Source organism: Faecalibacterium intestinale (assembly GCF_040096575.1).
Taxonomy (GTDB): domain Bacteria; phylum Bacillota; class Clostridia; order Oscillospirales; family Ruminococcaceae; genus Faecalibacterium; species Faecalibacterium intestinale.
Map to the genome: position 1 here is coordinate 184,586 of NZ_JBBMEN010000004.1, position 16,910 is coordinate 201,495.

The window sequence follows — 16,910 nt, forward strand, 5'->3', positions numbered from 1 at the left end:
GCTTTCGCAGAAAGCGGCGCTTCAGCTGCCGCTTTCCGTCACGACCCCTCCCGTGAAAATGCGCAAAGCAACGCGGAGCGCATTCAAAATCGTCTACCCCAAAACAGATACAAGGAGAACCCATGGAACCTTTGAAGATCGGCAATATCACCCTGCCCCACCGGGCGGTGTTCGGCCCTATGGCGGGCTTTACGGACGCCCCCTGCCGCCGCCTGATGGCACAGCACGGCGCGGGCTTTACGGTCAGCGAGATGGTGTCCAGCCGGGCGCTGGTGTACGGCGACCACAAGACCGTCAGCCTGCTGAAGGCAGAGCCTAACGGCGCACCCTACGGGGTGCAGATCTTTGGCGAGGTGCCGGAGATCATGGGCGAAGCCACCGCCGCCATCGAGCAGTACGAATTTGACTTTGTGGACATCAACATGGGCTGCCCTGCCCCCAAGATCGTTTCCGGCGGGGCGGGCAGCAAGCTGATGCTGGACCCCGACCGCTGCGGGCGCATCGTGGAGCAGGTGGTAGCGCACACTAAGCGCCCGGTCACCGTAAAAATGCGCAAGGGTTGGGATGCCGACCACATCACCGCCGTGGAATGCGCCAAAGCCTGCGAGCAGGCGGGCGCGGCGCTGGTGGCGGTGCACGCCCGCACCCGGGAGCAGATGTACACCCCGGGCATCGACCCGGAGATCATCGCCCGGGTAAAGGATGCGGTAAAAGTGCCGGTGCTGGGCAACGGCGATATCCACTGCGCCGAGGACGCGCTGCGCATGGTGCGCCAGACAAACTGCGACGGCGTGATGATCGCCCGGGGCGCACTGGGCGACCCGTGGCTTTTTGAGCGGGTGAACGCCGCGCTGGAGGGCCTGCCCGCCCCCAAGGAGCCGAACCTGCAGGCACGGATGAACGCGCTGCGCCGTCAGGTGGAGGAGATGGTGGAGCAGAAGGGCGAGTTTGTGGCCATGCCGCAGGCACGCGCCCAGACCATGCACTACATGAAGGGGCTGAAGGGCGCAGCCGCCCTGCGCCGCTACTGCTGCACCCTGACCCACTTGGAGGACTTGGACGAGCTGATCGCCGCCGTATTTGAAGAACAGCGCAAGGCCGGGCTGGACCCCGATGATGTGCGGGAAGTGCCGTTCCCGTAAGCCCACAGGCTGAACAACGATTTATAGTTCCGGAATACCGGAGCGTCTGCGGACGCTCCGGTATTCCATTTTCACGGGAGGAGTCGTGATGGCAAACGGCAGTTGCCGCGCTCGTTTCCTGCGGAAACAGTCGCGCTGCGGGGCAGATTTTTGTTGCTCTCAGCAGGCTGAACCCTCTCGCGAAAAAGGAAACCGGAAAAATCCGCAGATCTTCCCGGTTTACAAAAGATAGAATATTCCTTCCGCTGTATAAAACGGTCTGGCGTTACACGCCGGAAGCACCATAGTTTGCCAGCACGCGGGCAGAGGGGTCGTTGACGTTGCAGCCCGGCCATGCCTTGTTGGGCATCCAGAAGCCCACGATGGTGCGGCTCTGGTCGTGGTAGTACTTTTCAAAAATTTCGCGGTAGAACAAGCTCTCCTTGGTAAAGGGCATACAATGTGCCGAGTAGTTTGCCCGGCGCATCTGGAACTCCTCGTCGGTGTACAGGCTCTCGGCATACTCCTTGATGTCGTCCACCATGCTGTGGCCTACAGCGTCCGAGAAAGCGGCCTTTTCGCGCCACAGGATCTCCGGCGGCAGCCAGTCGCCCTCAAAGGCTTTGCGCAGCAGGTACTTGCCCTTGCCGTAGCGGTTCAGCTTCTTTTCCGGGTCGATGGCCATGACGTAGCGCACAAAATCCAAGTCGCCAAAGGGCACGCGCGCCTCGATGCTGTTGGAGGAGATGCAGCGGTCTGCCCGCAGCACATCGTACATATACAGCTCACGGATGCGCTTCTGGCTCTCCTGCTGGAAGGCATCGGCGGTGGGGGCGTAGTCGGTGTATTTGTAGCCAAACAGCTCGTCCGAGATCTCGCCGGTCAGCAGCACACGCACATCGGTCTGCTCATGGATGGCCTTGCACAGCAGGTACATTCCCATGCTGGCGCGGATGGTGGTGATATCCCATGTACCCAGCAGCCGGATGACCTCCTCCAAGCTGCTGAGCACCATCTCACGGTTGATGATGATCTCGTGGTGCTCGCTGCCCAGATAGTCCGCAGTCTGGCGGGCGTATTTCAGGTCGATGGCATCGGTGTCCATGCCGATGGCAAAGGTGCGGATGGGCTTACCCAGCTTCTTGGCGGCAATGGAGCACACCAAGGAGGAGTCGAGCCCGCCGGAAAGCAGAAAGCCCACGGGTGCATCGGCATCCAGCCGCTTTTCCACACCGGCGATCAGCTTCTCGCGGATGTTCTGCAGGATGGTGGGCATATCGTCCTGCATGGGGGCGGGCACATCGGCAATGTCCTCGTAGCGTACAAAGCGGCCGTCGCAGTAGTAGCTGCCGATGGGGAAGGGACGGATGTCATCGCACCAGCCGATGAGGTTGCGCATCTCGGAGGAGAAGGCGATCTTGTGGCTGGACTTGGAGTAGCCGTAGAACAGCGGACGGATGCCGATGGGGTCGCGGGCGGCAATGAGCCGGTCCTTGCGGGAATCGTACAGGATCAGCGCAAACTCCGCGTCCATGTGGCGGAACATATCCAGCCCGTACTCGTAGTACAGCGGCAGCAGGATCTCGCAGTCGCAGTCGGAGCAGAACTTGTAGCCCCGGCGCTTTAAGATCTCCTTTTCGAACCGGAAGCCGTACAGCTCGCCGTTGCACACCACGCAGTCAGCGCCCCGGTAAAAGGGCTGCATCCCCTCCGGGGTCAGTCCCATGATGGCAAGCCGCCCAAAGCCCATCAGGCCGTAGGGACCCTCCACCACCCGCTGGTCGTCCGGCCCGCGGTCCACGGTGCGCAGCAGATACTCTTTGAATTTTTCGGCGGGCAAATCATGCCCCGTATAACCCATAACACAACACATACTTCTTACCCCTCTTGTAAAAACGATAAAAATAAAAATACGGCAGCACATTCATCCCATAGTCCTAGGACGAATATGCTGCCGTATCCGTGGTGCCACCTAAATTACCGGCATACGCAATACGCCGGTCACTTTTGTGCGCTCTCCCCGTTGAAAGCACTGCCGCGATAACGAGCGGCGCACGTCTGCCCCTACTGCTGCACACGCAGGTTCAGGGAGCGGCTCACGGGTGTTCTTCGGGTCTCGTTTTCTGCGCGGTTTCCAGCATCCCGCACTCTCTGTAAGAAAAGGGTGAAACCTTACTTTTCCCGGTCAACGCTTTTATTGTCTGCATTGTATCACGGGTTTTTGTCTGTGTCAACACAGCAGGCGCATTTTTTTGCAGGCTGTTCTTCTGCTGCGGACGGTGCCGCGTTCTGCGCGCAATGACGGCACAGCCCGTACAGCACGCTGCCCTCGCATTGCAGGGTAAAGCCATGCTCTGCCATCAGGTGGGCGCGCACCTCGTCCATAAAATGGCAGTCCAGATGATAGATGCGTCCGCACTGCACGCACTTGAGGTGCAGGTGCTCCCGGCAGTGGCGACCCTCGTCCACATACTGGAACACTGCCCGTTCGCCCTTGTCAGCTACATATTTCATAATGCGCTGCTCGCCCGCAAGCTTATCCAGATAGCGGTACACGGTGGTGGGATTGGGGCTTGCGCCCTGCTCCTCCAGATGCTCCAGAATGTTGGAGGCGCTTACTGCGTGCTGGCGGTTGTTGATGAGGTAATCCAAGATGAGCTGCCGGGTGCGGGTGTTATAGCCATCGCTTCGTGCCATGAGAGATACGGTCCTTTCCGGTGTAGATGTGTTGTTTTTCAGCTCTATTGTAGCACAGTTTGCGCTTGGATGCAAAAGAAGAGGGCAAAAAGTCGGTCTGTTTGGCGACAAGCACAAAAAACATTGTAAAAAGTAGCAAAACCGGGGCGTAATCTTTGTATAAAACGGAAAACACGCCAAAGTTAAGCGAAAAGTCTTGTAAAAAACGCCCTAATGTGAAATAATATACTAGATAAAGTGGTTGGATTGCAGCCGGGATACAAGCTGGCTGAACATGAAGAAGAAGCGAACTGGCAGCGGTGGGTTTGCGCTGCCGGTTCGGACGTTTTGGAACGTTTTTGGAGAAGAAGACAAAGAAGAATAGGAGAATGTGCTTATGAAAGAGCAGGACGCACAGGCAAAGCTTAGCCTGAAGCTGCAGGCGTACCAGTACCTCAAAACCAAGATCCTGAACTGCGAATACCGCCCCAACGAGTTTTTGAATGAGCAGAAGCTCTGCGCCGAGATGGGCAACATCAGCCGCACCCCCATGCGGGATGCGCTGGGGCGTCTGGAGCAGGAGGGGCTGATCACCATTCTGCCCAAAAAGGGGCTGATGGTCTCCGGCATCACCGAAGAGGACGTGCACAGTATGTTTGAAATGCGTCTGCTGGTGGAGCCCTACGCTCTGCGTACTTACGGCAATGCCATCCCCCGCGAGCAGCTGGAAGCCTATGCCGAACTGATGCACCACAGCGAGCGCATCGAGGACTTCTGCGAGTCGGACGATGACTTCCATGAGCTGCTGATGAGCACCCTGCCCAACAAGTATCTGCGCTCTGCCTACGACCGCATCACCGGTCTGAACACCCGTTTCCGCATCATGACCGGCAAGGTGAGCATGATCAATCAGGAGCAGACCTGTGAGGAGCATCTGCAGATCCTGGATGCCGCCCTGTCCGAGGACTGGGACGGTGCAGCCATGGCGCTGCAGCACCATCTGGAGCTGGCCCGCGATAAGGCCGAGGGCGTCATCAAGGTCATTCGCCTGTGGTAAAGAAATAAAAGTAAAAAGGTCTGCTGCACCGGTATGATGCAGCAGACCTTTTCTTATTTCTCCACCTTGCTCAGCAGGATGCGGTCGTTATCAAGGTTTTTGCCCGCGTTCTCGCGGAACTTTTCCAGCAAATCGTCCACGGTCATCTTGCTGCGTGCTGCGCCCTTTACGTCAAATACGATGCGCCCGGCGTCCATCATCAGGGTGCGGTTGCCCAGCTCCAGCGCCTGATGCATATTGTGGGTCACCATCAGGCAGGTGATCTTTTTCTCGGCTACGATGCTCTTGGTCAGCGCCAGCACCTTTTCGGCAGTGGCAGGGTCCAGCGCAGCGGTGTGCTCGTCCAGCAGCAGCAGCTTGGGGGTGACAAGGGTAGCCATGAGCAGGGTAAGCGCCTGCCGCTGACCGCCGGAGAGCAGCCCCACCGGCTGCTTCATGCGGTCCTCCAGCCCCATGTCCAGCAAAGCAAGCTTTTCGCGGAAAAGCGCCTTGTCCTTGCGGGAAATGCGGGAGAAGATGGCGTTGGGCGCAGTGCCCGCCCGCAGGTAGGCCAGCGCCAGATTTTCCTCAATGGTCATGTTGGGGGCGGTACCCTTGAGCGGGTCTTGGAACAGATGCCCGATGACCTTGCTGCGCTGGTGCTCCGGCGCAAAGGTGATGTCCTGCCCGCCCAGCAGAATGCTGCCCTCGTCGGCGATAAAGCCGCCGGTGATGGCATTGAACAGGGTGGATTTGCCCGCGCCGTTGGAGCCCACAATAGTGGCAAAATCTCCGGCTTCCATCTGCAGGCTCACTCCGGCAAGCGCCACCTTTTCGTTGACGGTGCCCGGGTTAAAGGTCTTGTGCAGGTCGTTCAGCTGCAGCATTTCCATTTTACTGTCCCTCCCTGTTGGTCACGGTGCGGCGTGCGGCGTGACGGCGCTTTTCAAAGGCAAAGTGCTCCCGGATAGCGGGCATGGAGATGGCCACTGCCACAATGATGGCAGATACCAGCTTCATGGCGGCAGCGGGCACGTTGAACCGCAGCGCCACGGCCACGATAAAGCGGTACAAACAGCTGCCGAACACCACGCCAAGGATGCGGCGCAGCATGGTGCGCTTGCCCACCAGCGTCTCGCCGATGATGAGGGAAGCCAGTGCAATGGTCACCATACCGGTGCCCACATTGATATCGCAGCTTTTCTGGTACTGTGCCAGCAGCCCGCCGGACAGCGCACACAGCGCACCGGACACGCACAGACCCACCGTGATGGTAAAGGCAGGGTTGATGCTGGAAGCCCGCACCATGGCGGCGTTATCGCCGGTAGCACGGATGGAAAGACCCAGCCGCGTGCCCAGAAAGCCCAGCATCGCCGCGCAGGCGATAGCGATAATGACTGCCGCCAGCGCCAGCTTGTACCAGCTGCCCAGAAAGCCCAGCGAAGTTTTTGCCATGGAGAAGATGGTAGGGGTCTTGACCAGTGACATGGTGGAGGAAAAGCCCATCACTGCCAGATTGATGGTGTATAGGCCGGTGTTGACAATGATACCGGCCATAATGCTTTCCACCCCGAGCCTTGTCTGCAAAAAGGCGGTGACAAAGCCGGAGCACACCCCCGCAGCCATGGCTGCCGCCAGTGCAAGGATGGGGTGACCGGTCAGCGCCACCTGACAGGCCACGGCGCAGCCCAGCGTAAAGCAGCCGTCGGTGGAAAGGTCGGCAATATTCAGGATGGAGTAGCTCAGAAACAGTGCCAACGCCACCAGTCCGTAGATGCAGCCCAGCTCCAGCGCTGTCTGCAAAACGTTGAGGGAAAAAATACTCGCCAGCATGGTGTATGCTCCTTTTATGTTTTTTTGAATCCCCTTTTCACGGGAGGGGTCGTAAAGGTAAACGGGCTCGCCCTCTCAGTCAAATCCTACGGATTTGCCAGCTCCCCCAAAGTGGGAGCCCTTGGCAGTCCACGCAAAGTTCATCTCTTTGCCAAGGCCTCTCCCTTTGGGAGAGGTGTCACCGCAGGTGACGGAGAGGGCGAGGATGCTGCCCTTGCGCAGCAGAACCTTTTCCCCAGAACTGCCAAAAGCTCTCCCTTGCGGGAGAGCCGGAAAAGCCGTCAGGCTTTGACAGAGCGGGGCGTTCAGGAGAAGTTCTCGGCGGTGGTCACCTCGCAGATCTCGGTGCAGTAGGGCTTGAAGGCTTCCTTCAGGGCAGCCAGATCCAGACCCAGCGCTTCGGCGGTCTCGGTGTTGATGGTGACGATGCCGTTATCAAAGGTCTGGTAGGGCAGGTCTGCGGGGGTCTTGCCGTCGCACAGCAGCTGGCTGACCATATCGGCGGTGGCTTCGCCCAGCTGGACGTAGTCCACGCCGTAGCCCACCATTGCGCCGTTCAGCGCAAAGCTGTCGGCACCGGTGTAGTGCTGCACACCGGCCTCGATGAAGCTCTCATAGATGGAAAGCTCGGCGGTCATGATGGTGTTGTCGGTGGGGGTGAACACGGCCTTGACCCCAGCGGCGACCAGTGCTTCGGCAGCCATCTGCACCTCGGCGGTGGTGGTGCCGTTCTTTTCCACCACCTTGATGCCGTTCTTCTCGCAGAAGGCCTTGGCGTCCGCAATGGCCTGGGTGGAGGAATCCTGACTCAGGTCGTACAGCAGACCGATGGTGTCGATGCCGGGGTTTGCCGCCACGATCAGGTTCATGATGGCGTCGGTGTTCAGGGCATCGGAGGTGCCGGTGATATTCTCCTCACCGTCAAAGCCTGCGGCGGCGGGATCGGTCACAGCGGAGTAGACCACCGGGATGTCGGTGTCCTCCACAGCGGCCAGCATAGTAGCGGCGGTAGGGGTGGCCACGGCTACGATCACGTCTACGCCGTCAGCCACAAGGTCTGCGCCGATCTGGTTCAGGTTGGACTGGTCGGCCTGTGCGTTGGCATAGTAATCGGCGTAGTCAAAGGTGACACCCTTCTCCTTGCCGATGGCGTCCAGACGGCTCTCCACAGATTCTACGATCTGGTTGAGGGAAGCGTGGTCCACATAGTTGACGATGCCCACCTTGAAGGTCTCGCCAGTGGCAGCGGCGCTGCCGGAAGCCGCTGCGGAGGAGGAGACCGCTGCACTGGAGACGGTGCCGGAAGCAGCGCTGCCGCAGCCGGTCAGTGCCATAGCAGAAACAGCAGAAGCGGCCAGAGCGGCCTTCAGGAAGCTGCGGCGGGAGATCATGTTCAGGTTTTTCATAGTGGTAACTCCTTTCCCGGAGCGGGCGGCAAATCAAAAGACCCGCTCCCTTTGCGGGACGGGTCTTAAAACAAAACGACCCTGTCCCTGTGTGTTATCCACAAGGACAGGATCGGTAAATTACGATTCTGCGGTGCCACCTTGCTTGCTCTGCATCCAATACAGCAGAGCCACTCACGGAGAGCCAACACTCCCCTGTCCTATAACGGAGACTTCCGTCCAAAGCTACTAGGGCTTCTGCCCGTTTGCCCGGCCCTCGGCGGCCCACGAATCTCTGCCCCGCTTTCGCCCGTTTGCACTGTCCGGGCTCACTGCAGATGCGCTGTGCAGGTTCTCTTCCGCCTCATCGGTTTGATTGCATTATACACTTTATCTTCGTAAAGTCAAGAGGAAATTTAAAATTTTTATTTTTCTGCCCGGTCAAAGTCATTCTTCTGCCGGGGTGCCGGTGCTGCGGCGCTTGCGGCGCACAAAGCAGGCAACGTACACCACCCACACCGGAATTGCCACGGCGGTGACCACCCGGCTGGCGGAAAGCCCGGCGGCCTGATACACAAAGTCGATGCTGCTTGCACCCGCCGGGCAGAGCACCGCCATCAGTCCCTCGTCCACCTGAAGGATATCGGCCTTTTCGCCGTTGACGTAGGCGGTAAAGCCGTCGTCGTAGGGCACGGAGAAAAAGACGAGGTTTGCCTTGTCCAGCGTGATCTCGGCATGGAAACCGGCATTATTCATCTGGAACACCGAGCAGCTGTGGGCGCGGCGGTCGGCGCAGTCCTGCGTGTAGCTGTCGTAGTGCAGGTCATCCAGCATGGCGTCCGGCAGCTCGGTCAGGTACTGGCCGTACTGCGCCACATCCTCTTCCTCCAGCACCAGCGCCCGCATCAGCAGGTTGGAGCGCAGGGTCTTGACCGAAGCTTCGTAGGTAGCTTTGGTCACATAGTAGTCGTAGGTAAAGCCCATGGGCACATAGTTGTCGTTGTGGTACAGCGCGTAGCCGTCCACATCGGCAAGGTAGGTCCAGCCTGCGTCTGCTTCGTCCTCAAAGTTCTCGCGCTTTTCCGGAGTGGTGATGAGGTACTCCACGCTCAAAAGGCCGCGCAACGCGTAGTTTGCGATCTCCGGCTCGCTGCGCACATCCCGCTTGACCCCCAGCGCCGGGTAGAAACTGAGGATGCTGGGGGCAGCCGTGCTGCCGAAGTATTGCAGGCAGCTTTTATCCAGCCACATCCCGATGTTGTCGTGGATCTTGTAGGTGTCTATCCGGTAGTCGCCCTCCGGCAGGTCGTTTTTCAGCAGCAGAGCGTTGGTGTCCTGCTCCACAAGGTCGCTGTCGGTGTACCACTGCCCGAACTTGCCAATGCCGATGTGCACCATGGTGAATGCGCAGGCAAACACCAGCACTGCCGCCGTCATGCGCTGGGCAAAGCGGCTGTCCTGCCGCCACTTGCTGCAAAGAACGCGGTACAGCATAAGCCCCAGCAGACCGAAGCCCAGCACGACAAAGAACTGTCCCGGGTTTTTCAGCACGCCCAGCGACCATGTCTCGGTGGTATCGTCCCGCACGGGCACCACCGCAAAAACAAGCGTAGCCAGCATGATCCAGCCGATGCCCCGGGCGGGTGCATCCAGATCAACGTCCGGGTCCTCCAGCGCGTTCACGGTCATGGCGGCAAGGATGAGGGTGGGCATATAATACCAGCGGGCGTAGTAGCTGGAATTCAGAGCATAGAAGGCACTGTTCAGCACCGGCACCAGTGCGCATACGGCGCATACCGCCACGATGCGCTTTTTGCTGTCTGCCTTCCGGCTGCGCCAGTAGGCCATGGCACCGGCCAGACTGCACAGCGGCAGATAGGCCGTCATGCTCGTCCACTTGATGACGCCCTCCGACCAGACCGAGGTAAGATAAGGGGAGTCCGGCGGTAGGATCCAGCTGAGCAGGATGGCCAGATACTGCTGCACCTTGGAATAGGTCAGGAAGCCCCACCCGGAGGAAAGGTCGATGGTGCGCGGGTTCTGCAGCAGACTGAGCACCGCCGGGAACAGCAGCAGACAGCCCATGGCTACGCCCAGCACGCTTTCCCACAACAGATGGCCGAACTTGCGCCCGGTCAGCCGGAAGTCCCGCGCCGAAAGCTTGCACACAAAGTAGATGCACAAAAAGAGCACCTGTCCCACAAAGAAGAAGTAGTTATTGAGCAGGTTCACCGCCACCCAGAAGGCGAACAGGCCGTGACGATCCTCATAAATGGCTTCGTCCAGCGCCCAGAGCAGGTATGGAAACAGCGCCACCACATCCACAAAGTGGTTGAAGAACACATTGTACACCGCAAAGCCGGAAAGCGCGTACAGGCAGGCGCCCAGCACCGCGTAGTTCTCATTTTTGACGTAGCGGCGCAGATACAGGAACGCGCCGCCACCCGCCACGCCGAACTTGAGCACCAGCAGCGGCACCATCATATAGGGCAGCCAGCTTTGCGGCAGCAGCACCGACAGCCAGAAAAACGGCGAGCCGTACAGGTAGAAGGAGTAGGCGTTCATCACCCCGCTGCCAAGGTCAGTCGCCCACGAAAAGGTATTGCGCGGCGCACCGGCAAAGGCGCTGTCCGGGTAGCCCGCGCCCTTGACGAAGCCGTTCATATACCGGTAAAAGCTGATCTGCTGGCTGTTGAAATCGCCGGCATAGTGGAAAAAACCACCGTCAAGGAGGTAGAAGGGTAAAAAGAAGATGGCCGCCGTCAGGGCGCACAGCCCCACCGCCTGCCAGAATTTTTTATGGCTCTGCCCGCTTGGTGTGAGCAGCCGTGGCTTTATAAACTTTTCCATAGCGTTCCTCTTTCTCCGCGCACCGGCGCGGAAGTGGATTTGATGACACCTTGTAGTATAGCACGGCGGCGTACAAGAAAAAAGGGCTTGACAACCAAGCGCCCGGCGGGTATGGTGAAGAAAAGGAGGCGTATTGTTATGCTGTATCCCTTCAGCGCCTTACTGGCGCGCATGAAGTACATTACCCGGTGGAGCCTGATGCATTCCACCCGGGCGGAATCCCTCAGCGAGCATACCTGCGACACCGCGCTGCTGGCGCACCTGCTGTGCCTGATTGCCAAACACTACACCGGCACGCCCTGCCGCCCCGAGGTGGTGGCGATGGCGGCGCTGTACCACGACGCACCGGAGATCATTACCGGGGATATGCCCACGCCGGTCAAGTACCACTCCCCGGCGCTGCGGGACGCCTACAAGGCGCTGGAGACCGAGAGCGTGCGCTCCATGGCAGCCCTGCTGCCCGCAGAACTGGCCGCAGAATTGACCCCCTGCATGGACGGCAGCGCCCTGACGGCAGAGGAGCACCGGCTGCTCAAAGCCGCCGACCGGCTGAGCGCGCTGATCAAATGCACCGAAGAGCAGCGCAGCGGCAACCACGAATTTGACGCCGCACTCACGCAGCAGCGCACTGCGCTGCAGGCCATGCACTGCCCGGAAGCCGACTGGTTTCTGGAACACTGCCTGCCCTGCTACACCCAGAATCTGGACGAGCTGACGAAGCCGTAAAAAGCAATGCCGGACAGCCTGTTGGCTGTCCGGCATTGCTCTGATAAAAATATGTTTTCCGCTATCTATGCGCAAAGTGCAACGACGACGACCGCCGCCAGTGGCGGAAACAGGGAGGAGTTGTTGGGGCAGCGGCCAGCAAGACGCGAGTGCCGCCCAAGGCACGAAGCGGATGCTGGGTGCCGCAACCCGTAAAAAGCGGAGCGCATTTCAAATCGTCCCGCGCTGCGGCTTAAAGCTCTGCCAGAATGGCATCGCCCATGGCAGTGCAGCCAAGGCAGGTGCAGCCGTCGCTCATGTTGTCGGCAGTGCGCAGACCCTTGTCCAGCACACGGCTCACGGCGTTCTCAATGGCATCGGCTTCTGCTGCCATGCCAAAGGAGTACCGCAGCATCATGGCGGCAGAAAGGATACAGGCGGTGGGGTTTACGATGTCCTTGCCTGCAATGTCCGGGGCAGAGCCGTGGATGGGCTCGTACAGACCCCGGGTGCCGTCACCAAGGCTGGAGGACGGGATCATGCCGATAGAGCCGGTGATCATGGAAGCTTCGTCCGACAGGATATCGCCGAACATATTCTCGGTAACGATGACGTCAAACTGGGCGGGGTTCTTCACGATCTGCATGGCGCAGTTGTCCACGAACATCTCGCTGTACTCCACGTCCGGGTACTCGGCCTGCAGCCGGTGCATCACAGTGCGCCACAGACGGCTGGTGTCCAGCACGTTGGCCTTGTCCACGCAGCACAGCTTTTTGCGGCGCTTGCGGGCGGTCTCGAAGCCGATGCGGCCAATGCGCTCGATCTCGTGCTCTGCATAGGGCATGGTATCCACGGCCTGCTTTTCGCCGTTTTCCAGCGTGTGGGTCTCGTGATTGCCGAAGTACACGCCGCCGATCAGTTCCCGCACGATGATAAAATCAATGCCCTGTGCCACGATCTCGGGCTTCAGGGGGCTGGCAGGTGCCAGCTGCGGCCAGATCTTCGCCGGGCGGTTGTTGGCGTACAGTCCCATCCCGGCGCGCAGCCGCAGCAGACCTTTTTCCGGCCGCTGCTCCCCGGGCAGACCCTCCCACTTGGGGCCACCCACCGCGCCCAGCAGCACGCTGTCGGCGGCAAGGCACTTATCCAGCTCGTGCTGGGGCAGCGGGTCGCCGTATTTATCAATGGCTTCGCCGCCCATGGCGGCAGCGGTATAGTGGAAGGTGTGGCCGTACTTTTCAGCCACCTTATCCAACACCCGGAGGGTCTGTTTTACGATCTCCGGGCTGGAGCAATCGCCCCAGATGACAGCAATATTTTTTTCCATGAGGTACTCCTTCTATGCTCAAAACGCCCCTGATAGCCCCACTCTCTCAAAGCCTTACGTCCTCTTTGGGGGATGGACGATTTAAAATGCGCTCCGCGTTGCTCTGCGCATGATCAGCAGAATTTTTATTTATATTTCGTGTTTGTCACGGCCTGCGGAGCTTGTCAGGGCGAAAGCCCTTCCATCTGCTAACGCAGACCGCTCTGCCGCTTAAAAGCCCCACTGGGGCTTTCATTGCTGCGCAAACGCGGGTCGCTCCAAACACATTTTCACGGATGGGGTTATTTCTGGATGGCCTTCATCAGACCACCGGCGGAGATGATGTTCTGGATAAAGGGCGGGAAGGGCTCGGCGTGGAACACTTTGCCGTTGGTCTCGTCGGTGATGACGCCGGTGTCAAAATCCACCTGAACGGTGTCCCCTGCTTCAATGGCGTCCACAGCCTCCGGGCACTCCATGATGGGCAGGCCGATGTTGATGCTGTTGCGGTAGAAGATGCGGGCAAAGCTTTTGGCAATGACCACCGCGATACCGACGGTCTTGATGCACAGGGGCGCGTGCTCGCGGGAAGAGCCGCAGCCAAAGTTCCAGCCGCCCACCATGATATCACCGGGCTGCACCCGGTTCACAAAGTCCTTGTCGATATCCTCCATGCAGTGGCTGGCAAGTTCCTTGGCATCCTGCGTGTTCAGGTGGCGCGCCGGAATGATGACGTCGGTATCCACGTTATCCGGGTATTTGAAAACAGAACCTCTTGCGTTCATGCTCATGCTCCTTTCGGGTCAGACCGTGCGCGGGTCGGTGATGCAGCCGGTCAGGGCGCTGGCGGCGGCGGTGGCGGGAGAGGCCAGATAAACCTCGCTGTCCACATGACCCATGCGTCCCACAAAGTTGCGGTTGGTGGTGGAAACGCAGCGCTCGCCCGCTGCCAGAATGCCCATGTAGCCGCCCAGACAGGGGCCGCAGGTGGGGGTGGATACGATGCAGCCTGCGTCGATAAAGGCGGTGGTCCAGCCCCGCAGGATGCACTCCTTATAGACTGCCATGGTGGCGGGAATGATGATGCCGCGCACGCCCTTGGCGATGTGCTTGCCCTTGAGGATGTTGTATGCGGCTTCCATGTCCTCCAAACGGCCGTTGGTGCAGCTGCCGATGACCACCTGATCGATCTTGATGCCCTTGCCCTCGCTGGCAACATGGGTGTTCTCGGGCAGATGGGGGTAGCTGACGGTGGGCTCCAGTGCGCCGAGGTCGATCTCGATGGTCTTTTCGTACACAGCATCAGGGTCGGCTTCGTAGAACACCGGCGGGCGCTGGCTGCGGCCTGCAAGATAAGCCTTGGTCACCTCATCCACCGGGAAGATGCCGTTCTTGGCACCGGCTTCAATCGCCATGTTGCAGATGCACAGGCGGTCGTCCATGGTAAGGCTTTCCACGCCCGGGCCGGTGAACTCCATGGATTTATACAGTGCGCCGTCCACACCGATCATGCCGATAATGTGCAAAATCAGGTCCTTGCCGGACACCCGGGGATTGAATTTGCCGGTGAGCACGAACTTGATGGCAGAGGGCACCTTGAACCATGCCATGCCGGTGGCCATGCCTGCGGCCATATCGGTGGAGCCTACACCGGTGGAGAAGGCGCCCAGTGCACCATAGGTGCAGGTGTGGCTGTCCGCGCCGATCACGCAGTCGCCGGCGGTGACGATGCCTTTTTCTGGCAGCAGGGCGTGCTCAATGCCCATCTGGCCTACATCGTAGAAGTTGAGGATATCGTATTTATTGGCAAATTCCCGGCACTGCTTGGACTGCGTAGCGCTCTTGATATCCTTATTGGGTACAAAGTGATCCAGCACGATGGCGATATGCTCTTTATCGAACACGCGGTCAAAACCGGCGCGCTCAAACTCGTTGATGGCCACCGGGGTGGTGATATCGTTGCCCAGCACAATGTCCAACTTTGCGTTGATCAGCTGGCCTGCCTTGACCTCCGGCAGTCCGGCGTGTGCGGCAAGGATCTTCTGCGTCAGGGTCATTCCCATGGTAGTTTTCTCCTTTTTACTTTCAAAACATGAGTACGCTTTCCAAACTCCCTCAGTCAGCACCTGACGGTGCTGCCAGCTCCCTCGGTGAGGGAGCCTCTGGCGAGAAGGAAAACTTTCTGGTTTTGCCAAAGGCCCCATCCCAGAGGGGGCTGTCTGCGTAGCAGACTGGGGGAGTTTTCCTTATCGATTATTGATCGCACTGACGAGGGCACGGATACCGGCCACGATAATGTCGGTGTCGGTACCAGCACCCCATGTGACCGTGTTGTCGCCCCAGACAAGGCCCACATAGGAGACCGCGCGGGAGGTAGAGCCTTCATCCAGACTGTGCTCAGAGTAGTTTTCCAGATGGAAGTCCATGCCGGTGGCGCTCTGGATGGCGTTGGCTACAGCATCCAGACGGCCGTTGCCCACCGAGGTGACCACCTTGCGCTGGCCGTTCAGTTCCAGCGTGACCGTGGCGGTAATGCCGTTTACCTGTGCAAAGTGGGCTTCCACCACGTTCAGCGGCTTTGCGCGGTTGAGGTAGGTATCCTCGAAGATGTGCAGCACCTCGGCGGCGCTCAGCTCCTTGTGGCTGTGGTCGGACACACTCTTGACCTTGTAGCCCAGTGCCTCCCGCATCTTGGGGGGCAGGTTGTAGCCGTAGTTCTGTTCCAGCACAAAGCCGATGCCGCCCTTGCCGCTCTGGCTGTTGATGCGGATGACGTCGGCGTCGTAGGTGCGGCCGATGTCGTGGGGGTCCACCGGGATGTAGGGGCAGGTCCAGCGGTGCTCGCCGGTCTGCTTGCGGTACGCCATACCCTTGGCAATGGCATCCTGATGACTGCCGGAAAAGGCGGCAAATACCAGCTGCCCGGCATAGGGGGTGCGCTCGTAGATGTGCATCTGGGTCACCCGCTCGTAGGTGGCGCAGATGGCGGGCATATCCGAGAAGTCCAGCTTGGGGTCTACGCCGTGGCTGTACATATTCATGGCCAGCGTTACAGCGTCCACATTGCCGGTGCGCTCGCCGTTGCCGAACAGGCAGCACTCCACGCGCTGTGCACCCGCCAGCACTGCCAGCTCGGCACAGGCTACGCCGGTGCCGCGGTCGTTGTGGGGGTGGGTAGAGATGATCACGCTGTCGCGGTACTTCAGGTGCTTGTCGCAATACTCGATCTGGTTGGCGTACACATGGGGCATACTCATCTCCACGGTCACCGGCAGATTGATGATCATGGGGCGCTCCGGGGTGGGCTGCATGATATCCAGCACGGCGTTGCACACCTCTACGGCGTAGTCCACCTCGGTGCCGGTAAAGCTTTCGGGGCTGTACTCAAACAGGAAATTGCCTTCGTACTCCTCGCTGAGCTGCTTTACCAGCTTTGCGCCGTCCACAGCGATCTGCTTGATCTCCTCCTTGGACTTGTGGAACACCTGTTCCCGCTGCGCCACGGAAGTGGAGTTGTAGAAGTGGATCACCGCCCGGGGTGCGCCCTTGACTGCTTCGAAGGTGCGGCGGATGATGTGGTCGCGGCACTGGGTCAGCACCTGCACGGTGACATCGGCGGGGATCATATCCTTTTCGATCAGGGTGCGCAGGAACTCGTACTCGGTCTCGCTGGCGGCGGGGAAGCCCACCTCGATCTCTTTGAAACCGATCTTCACCAGCATCTGGAAGAACTCCAGCTTTTCTGCAAGGCTCATGGGCACGATCAGCGCCTGATTGCCGTCCCGCAGATCCACGCTGCACCATGCGGGAGCCTTTTCAATATGGTCTTTTTTTACCCAGCTGTCATAACCGGCGGGTACCGGGTAGTACCCCGGTGCGTACTTGGTAGCGTCCATCATCCTGTTGTCCTCCTGATGTTGTGGTGCATAAAAATGCACCCCTTCCGTCTGCTCGTTTCACTCGCATCCACCTTCCCCAAGGGGACGGCTTTCCGGAAT

General features: G+C 59.4%; 13 protein-coding genes and 1 other annotated feature. Of the genes, 3 read left to right on the top strand and 10 right to left on the bottom strand.

Going from position 1 to position 16,910, the window contains the following annotated elements:
* Window positions 1-122 precede the first annotated feature (122 nt).
* Window positions 123-1,142: a tRNA dihydrouridine synthase DusB gene (dusB, locus tag WMO20_RS05340; protein ID WP_316539373.1), complete on the top strand. Its 1,020-nt coding sequence runs from the start codon at window positions 123-125 to the stop codon at window positions 1,140-1,142.
* Between the two features lie 265 nt (window positions 1,143-1,407).
* Here the strand turns inward: dusB and asnB are convergent, their stop codons facing one another.
* Both asnB and WMO20_RS05350 read right to left on the bottom strand, forming a co-directional pair.
* Complete coding sequence (gene asnB / locus WMO20_RS05345; protein ID WP_316544922.1) at window positions 1,408-2,994, bottom strand: asparagine synthase B; 1,587 nt, start codon at window positions 2,992-2,994, stop codon at window positions 1,408-1,410.
* Window positions 2,995-3,056: 62 nt separating this feature from the next.
* Window positions 3,057-3,319, bottom strand: a binding site (T-box leader).
* Window positions 3,320-3,332: 13 nt separating this feature from the next.
* Window positions 3,333-3,818 (bottom strand): Fur family transcriptional regulator, encoded by a 486-nt coding sequence (locus WMO20_RS05350; protein WP_129872827.1) that lies wholly within the window; start codon window positions 3,816-3,818, stop codon window positions 3,333-3,335.
* Between the two features lie 376 nt (window positions 3,819-4,194).
* Here WMO20_RS05350 and WMO20_RS05355 point away from each other — a divergent pair, with 376 nt between their 5' ends.
* The gene (locus tag WMO20_RS05355; RefSeq protein WP_117929601.1) at window positions 4,195-4,854 is read left to right on the top strand and encodes a GntR family transcriptional regulator; all 660 of its coding nucleotides are present in this window, start codon (window positions 4,195-4,197) and stop codon (window positions 4,852-4,854) included.
* 53 nt (window positions 4,855-4,907) lie between these two features.
* On the opposite strand, the gene WMO20_RS05360 is transcribed toward WMO20_RS05355, so the two are convergent.
* The 4 genes from WMO20_RS05360 to WMO20_RS05375 all read right to left on the bottom strand — a co-directional run bounded on the left by WMO20_RS05360 (window position 4,908) and on the right by WMO20_RS05375 (window position 10,901).
* Complete coding sequence (locus WMO20_RS05360) at window positions 4,908-5,720, bottom strand: ABC transporter ATP-binding protein (RefSeq protein WP_305146330.1); 813 nt, start codon at window positions 5,718-5,720, stop codon at window positions 4,908-4,910.
* Window positions 5,721-5,727: 7 nt separating this feature from the next.
* Window positions 5,728-6,666, bottom strand: coding sequence for an ABC transporter permease (locus tag WMO20_RS05365; RefSeq protein ID WP_118658701.1), 939 nt, complete (start codon window positions 6,664-6,666; stop codon window positions 5,728-5,730).
* A gap of 305 nt (window positions 6,667-6,971) precedes the next feature.
* Window positions 6,972-8,072 carry an ABC transporter substrate-binding protein gene (locus WMO20_RS05370; protein WP_349186059.1) on the bottom strand — a complete coding sequence of 367 codons (1,101 nt, stop codon included), beginning with the start codon at window positions 8,070-8,072 and terminating at the stop codon, window positions 6,972-6,974.
* Between the two features lie 426 nt (window positions 8,073-8,498).
* Window positions 8,499-10,901, bottom strand: coding sequence for a YfhO family protein (locus tag WMO20_RS05375; protein ID WP_349186060.1), 2,403 nt, complete (start codon window positions 10,899-10,901; stop codon window positions 8,499-8,501).
* Between the two features lie 138 nt (window positions 10,902-11,039).
* Between WMO20_RS05375 and yfbR the strand changes: the two genes are divergently transcribed.
* The gene (gene yfbR / locus WMO20_RS05380; RefSeq protein WP_349186061.1) at window positions 11,040-11,627 is read left to right on the top strand and encodes a 5'-deoxynucleotidase; all 588 of its coding nucleotides are present in this window, start codon (window positions 11,040-11,042) and stop codon (window positions 11,625-11,627) included.
* 232 nt (window positions 11,628-11,859) lie between these two features.
* Here the strand turns inward: yfbR and leuB are convergent, their stop codons facing one another.
* From leuB to WMO20_RS05400, 4 genes are all read right to left on the bottom strand, one after another.
* Window positions 11,860-12,933, bottom strand: a complete 1,074-nt coding sequence (gene leuB / locus WMO20_RS05385; RefSeq protein ID WP_308563044.1) for a 3-isopropylmalate dehydrogenase — start codon at window positions 12,931-12,933, stop codon at window positions 11,860-11,862.
* Window positions 12,934-13,214: 281 nt separating this feature from the next.
* A complete protein-coding gene (gene leuD / locus WMO20_RS05390; RefSeq protein ID WP_349186062.1) occupies window positions 13,215-13,697 on the bottom strand; it encodes a 3-isopropylmalate dehydratase small subunit in 483 nt (160 codons plus the stop codon).
* 18 nt (window positions 13,698-13,715) lie between these two features.
* Window positions 13,716-14,975, bottom strand: a complete 1,260-nt coding sequence (gene leuC, locus WMO20_RS05395; protein ID WP_349186063.1) for a 3-isopropylmalate dehydratase large subunit — start codon at window positions 14,973-14,975, stop codon at window positions 13,716-13,718.
* Between the two features lie 183 nt (window positions 14,976-15,158).
* Window positions 15,159-16,811 (bottom strand): 2-isopropylmalate synthase, encoded by a 1,653-nt coding sequence (locus WMO20_RS05400; RefSeq protein WP_349186064.1) that lies wholly within the window; start codon window positions 16,809-16,811, stop codon window positions 15,159-15,161.
* Window positions 16,812-16,910: the final 99 nt, after the last annotated feature.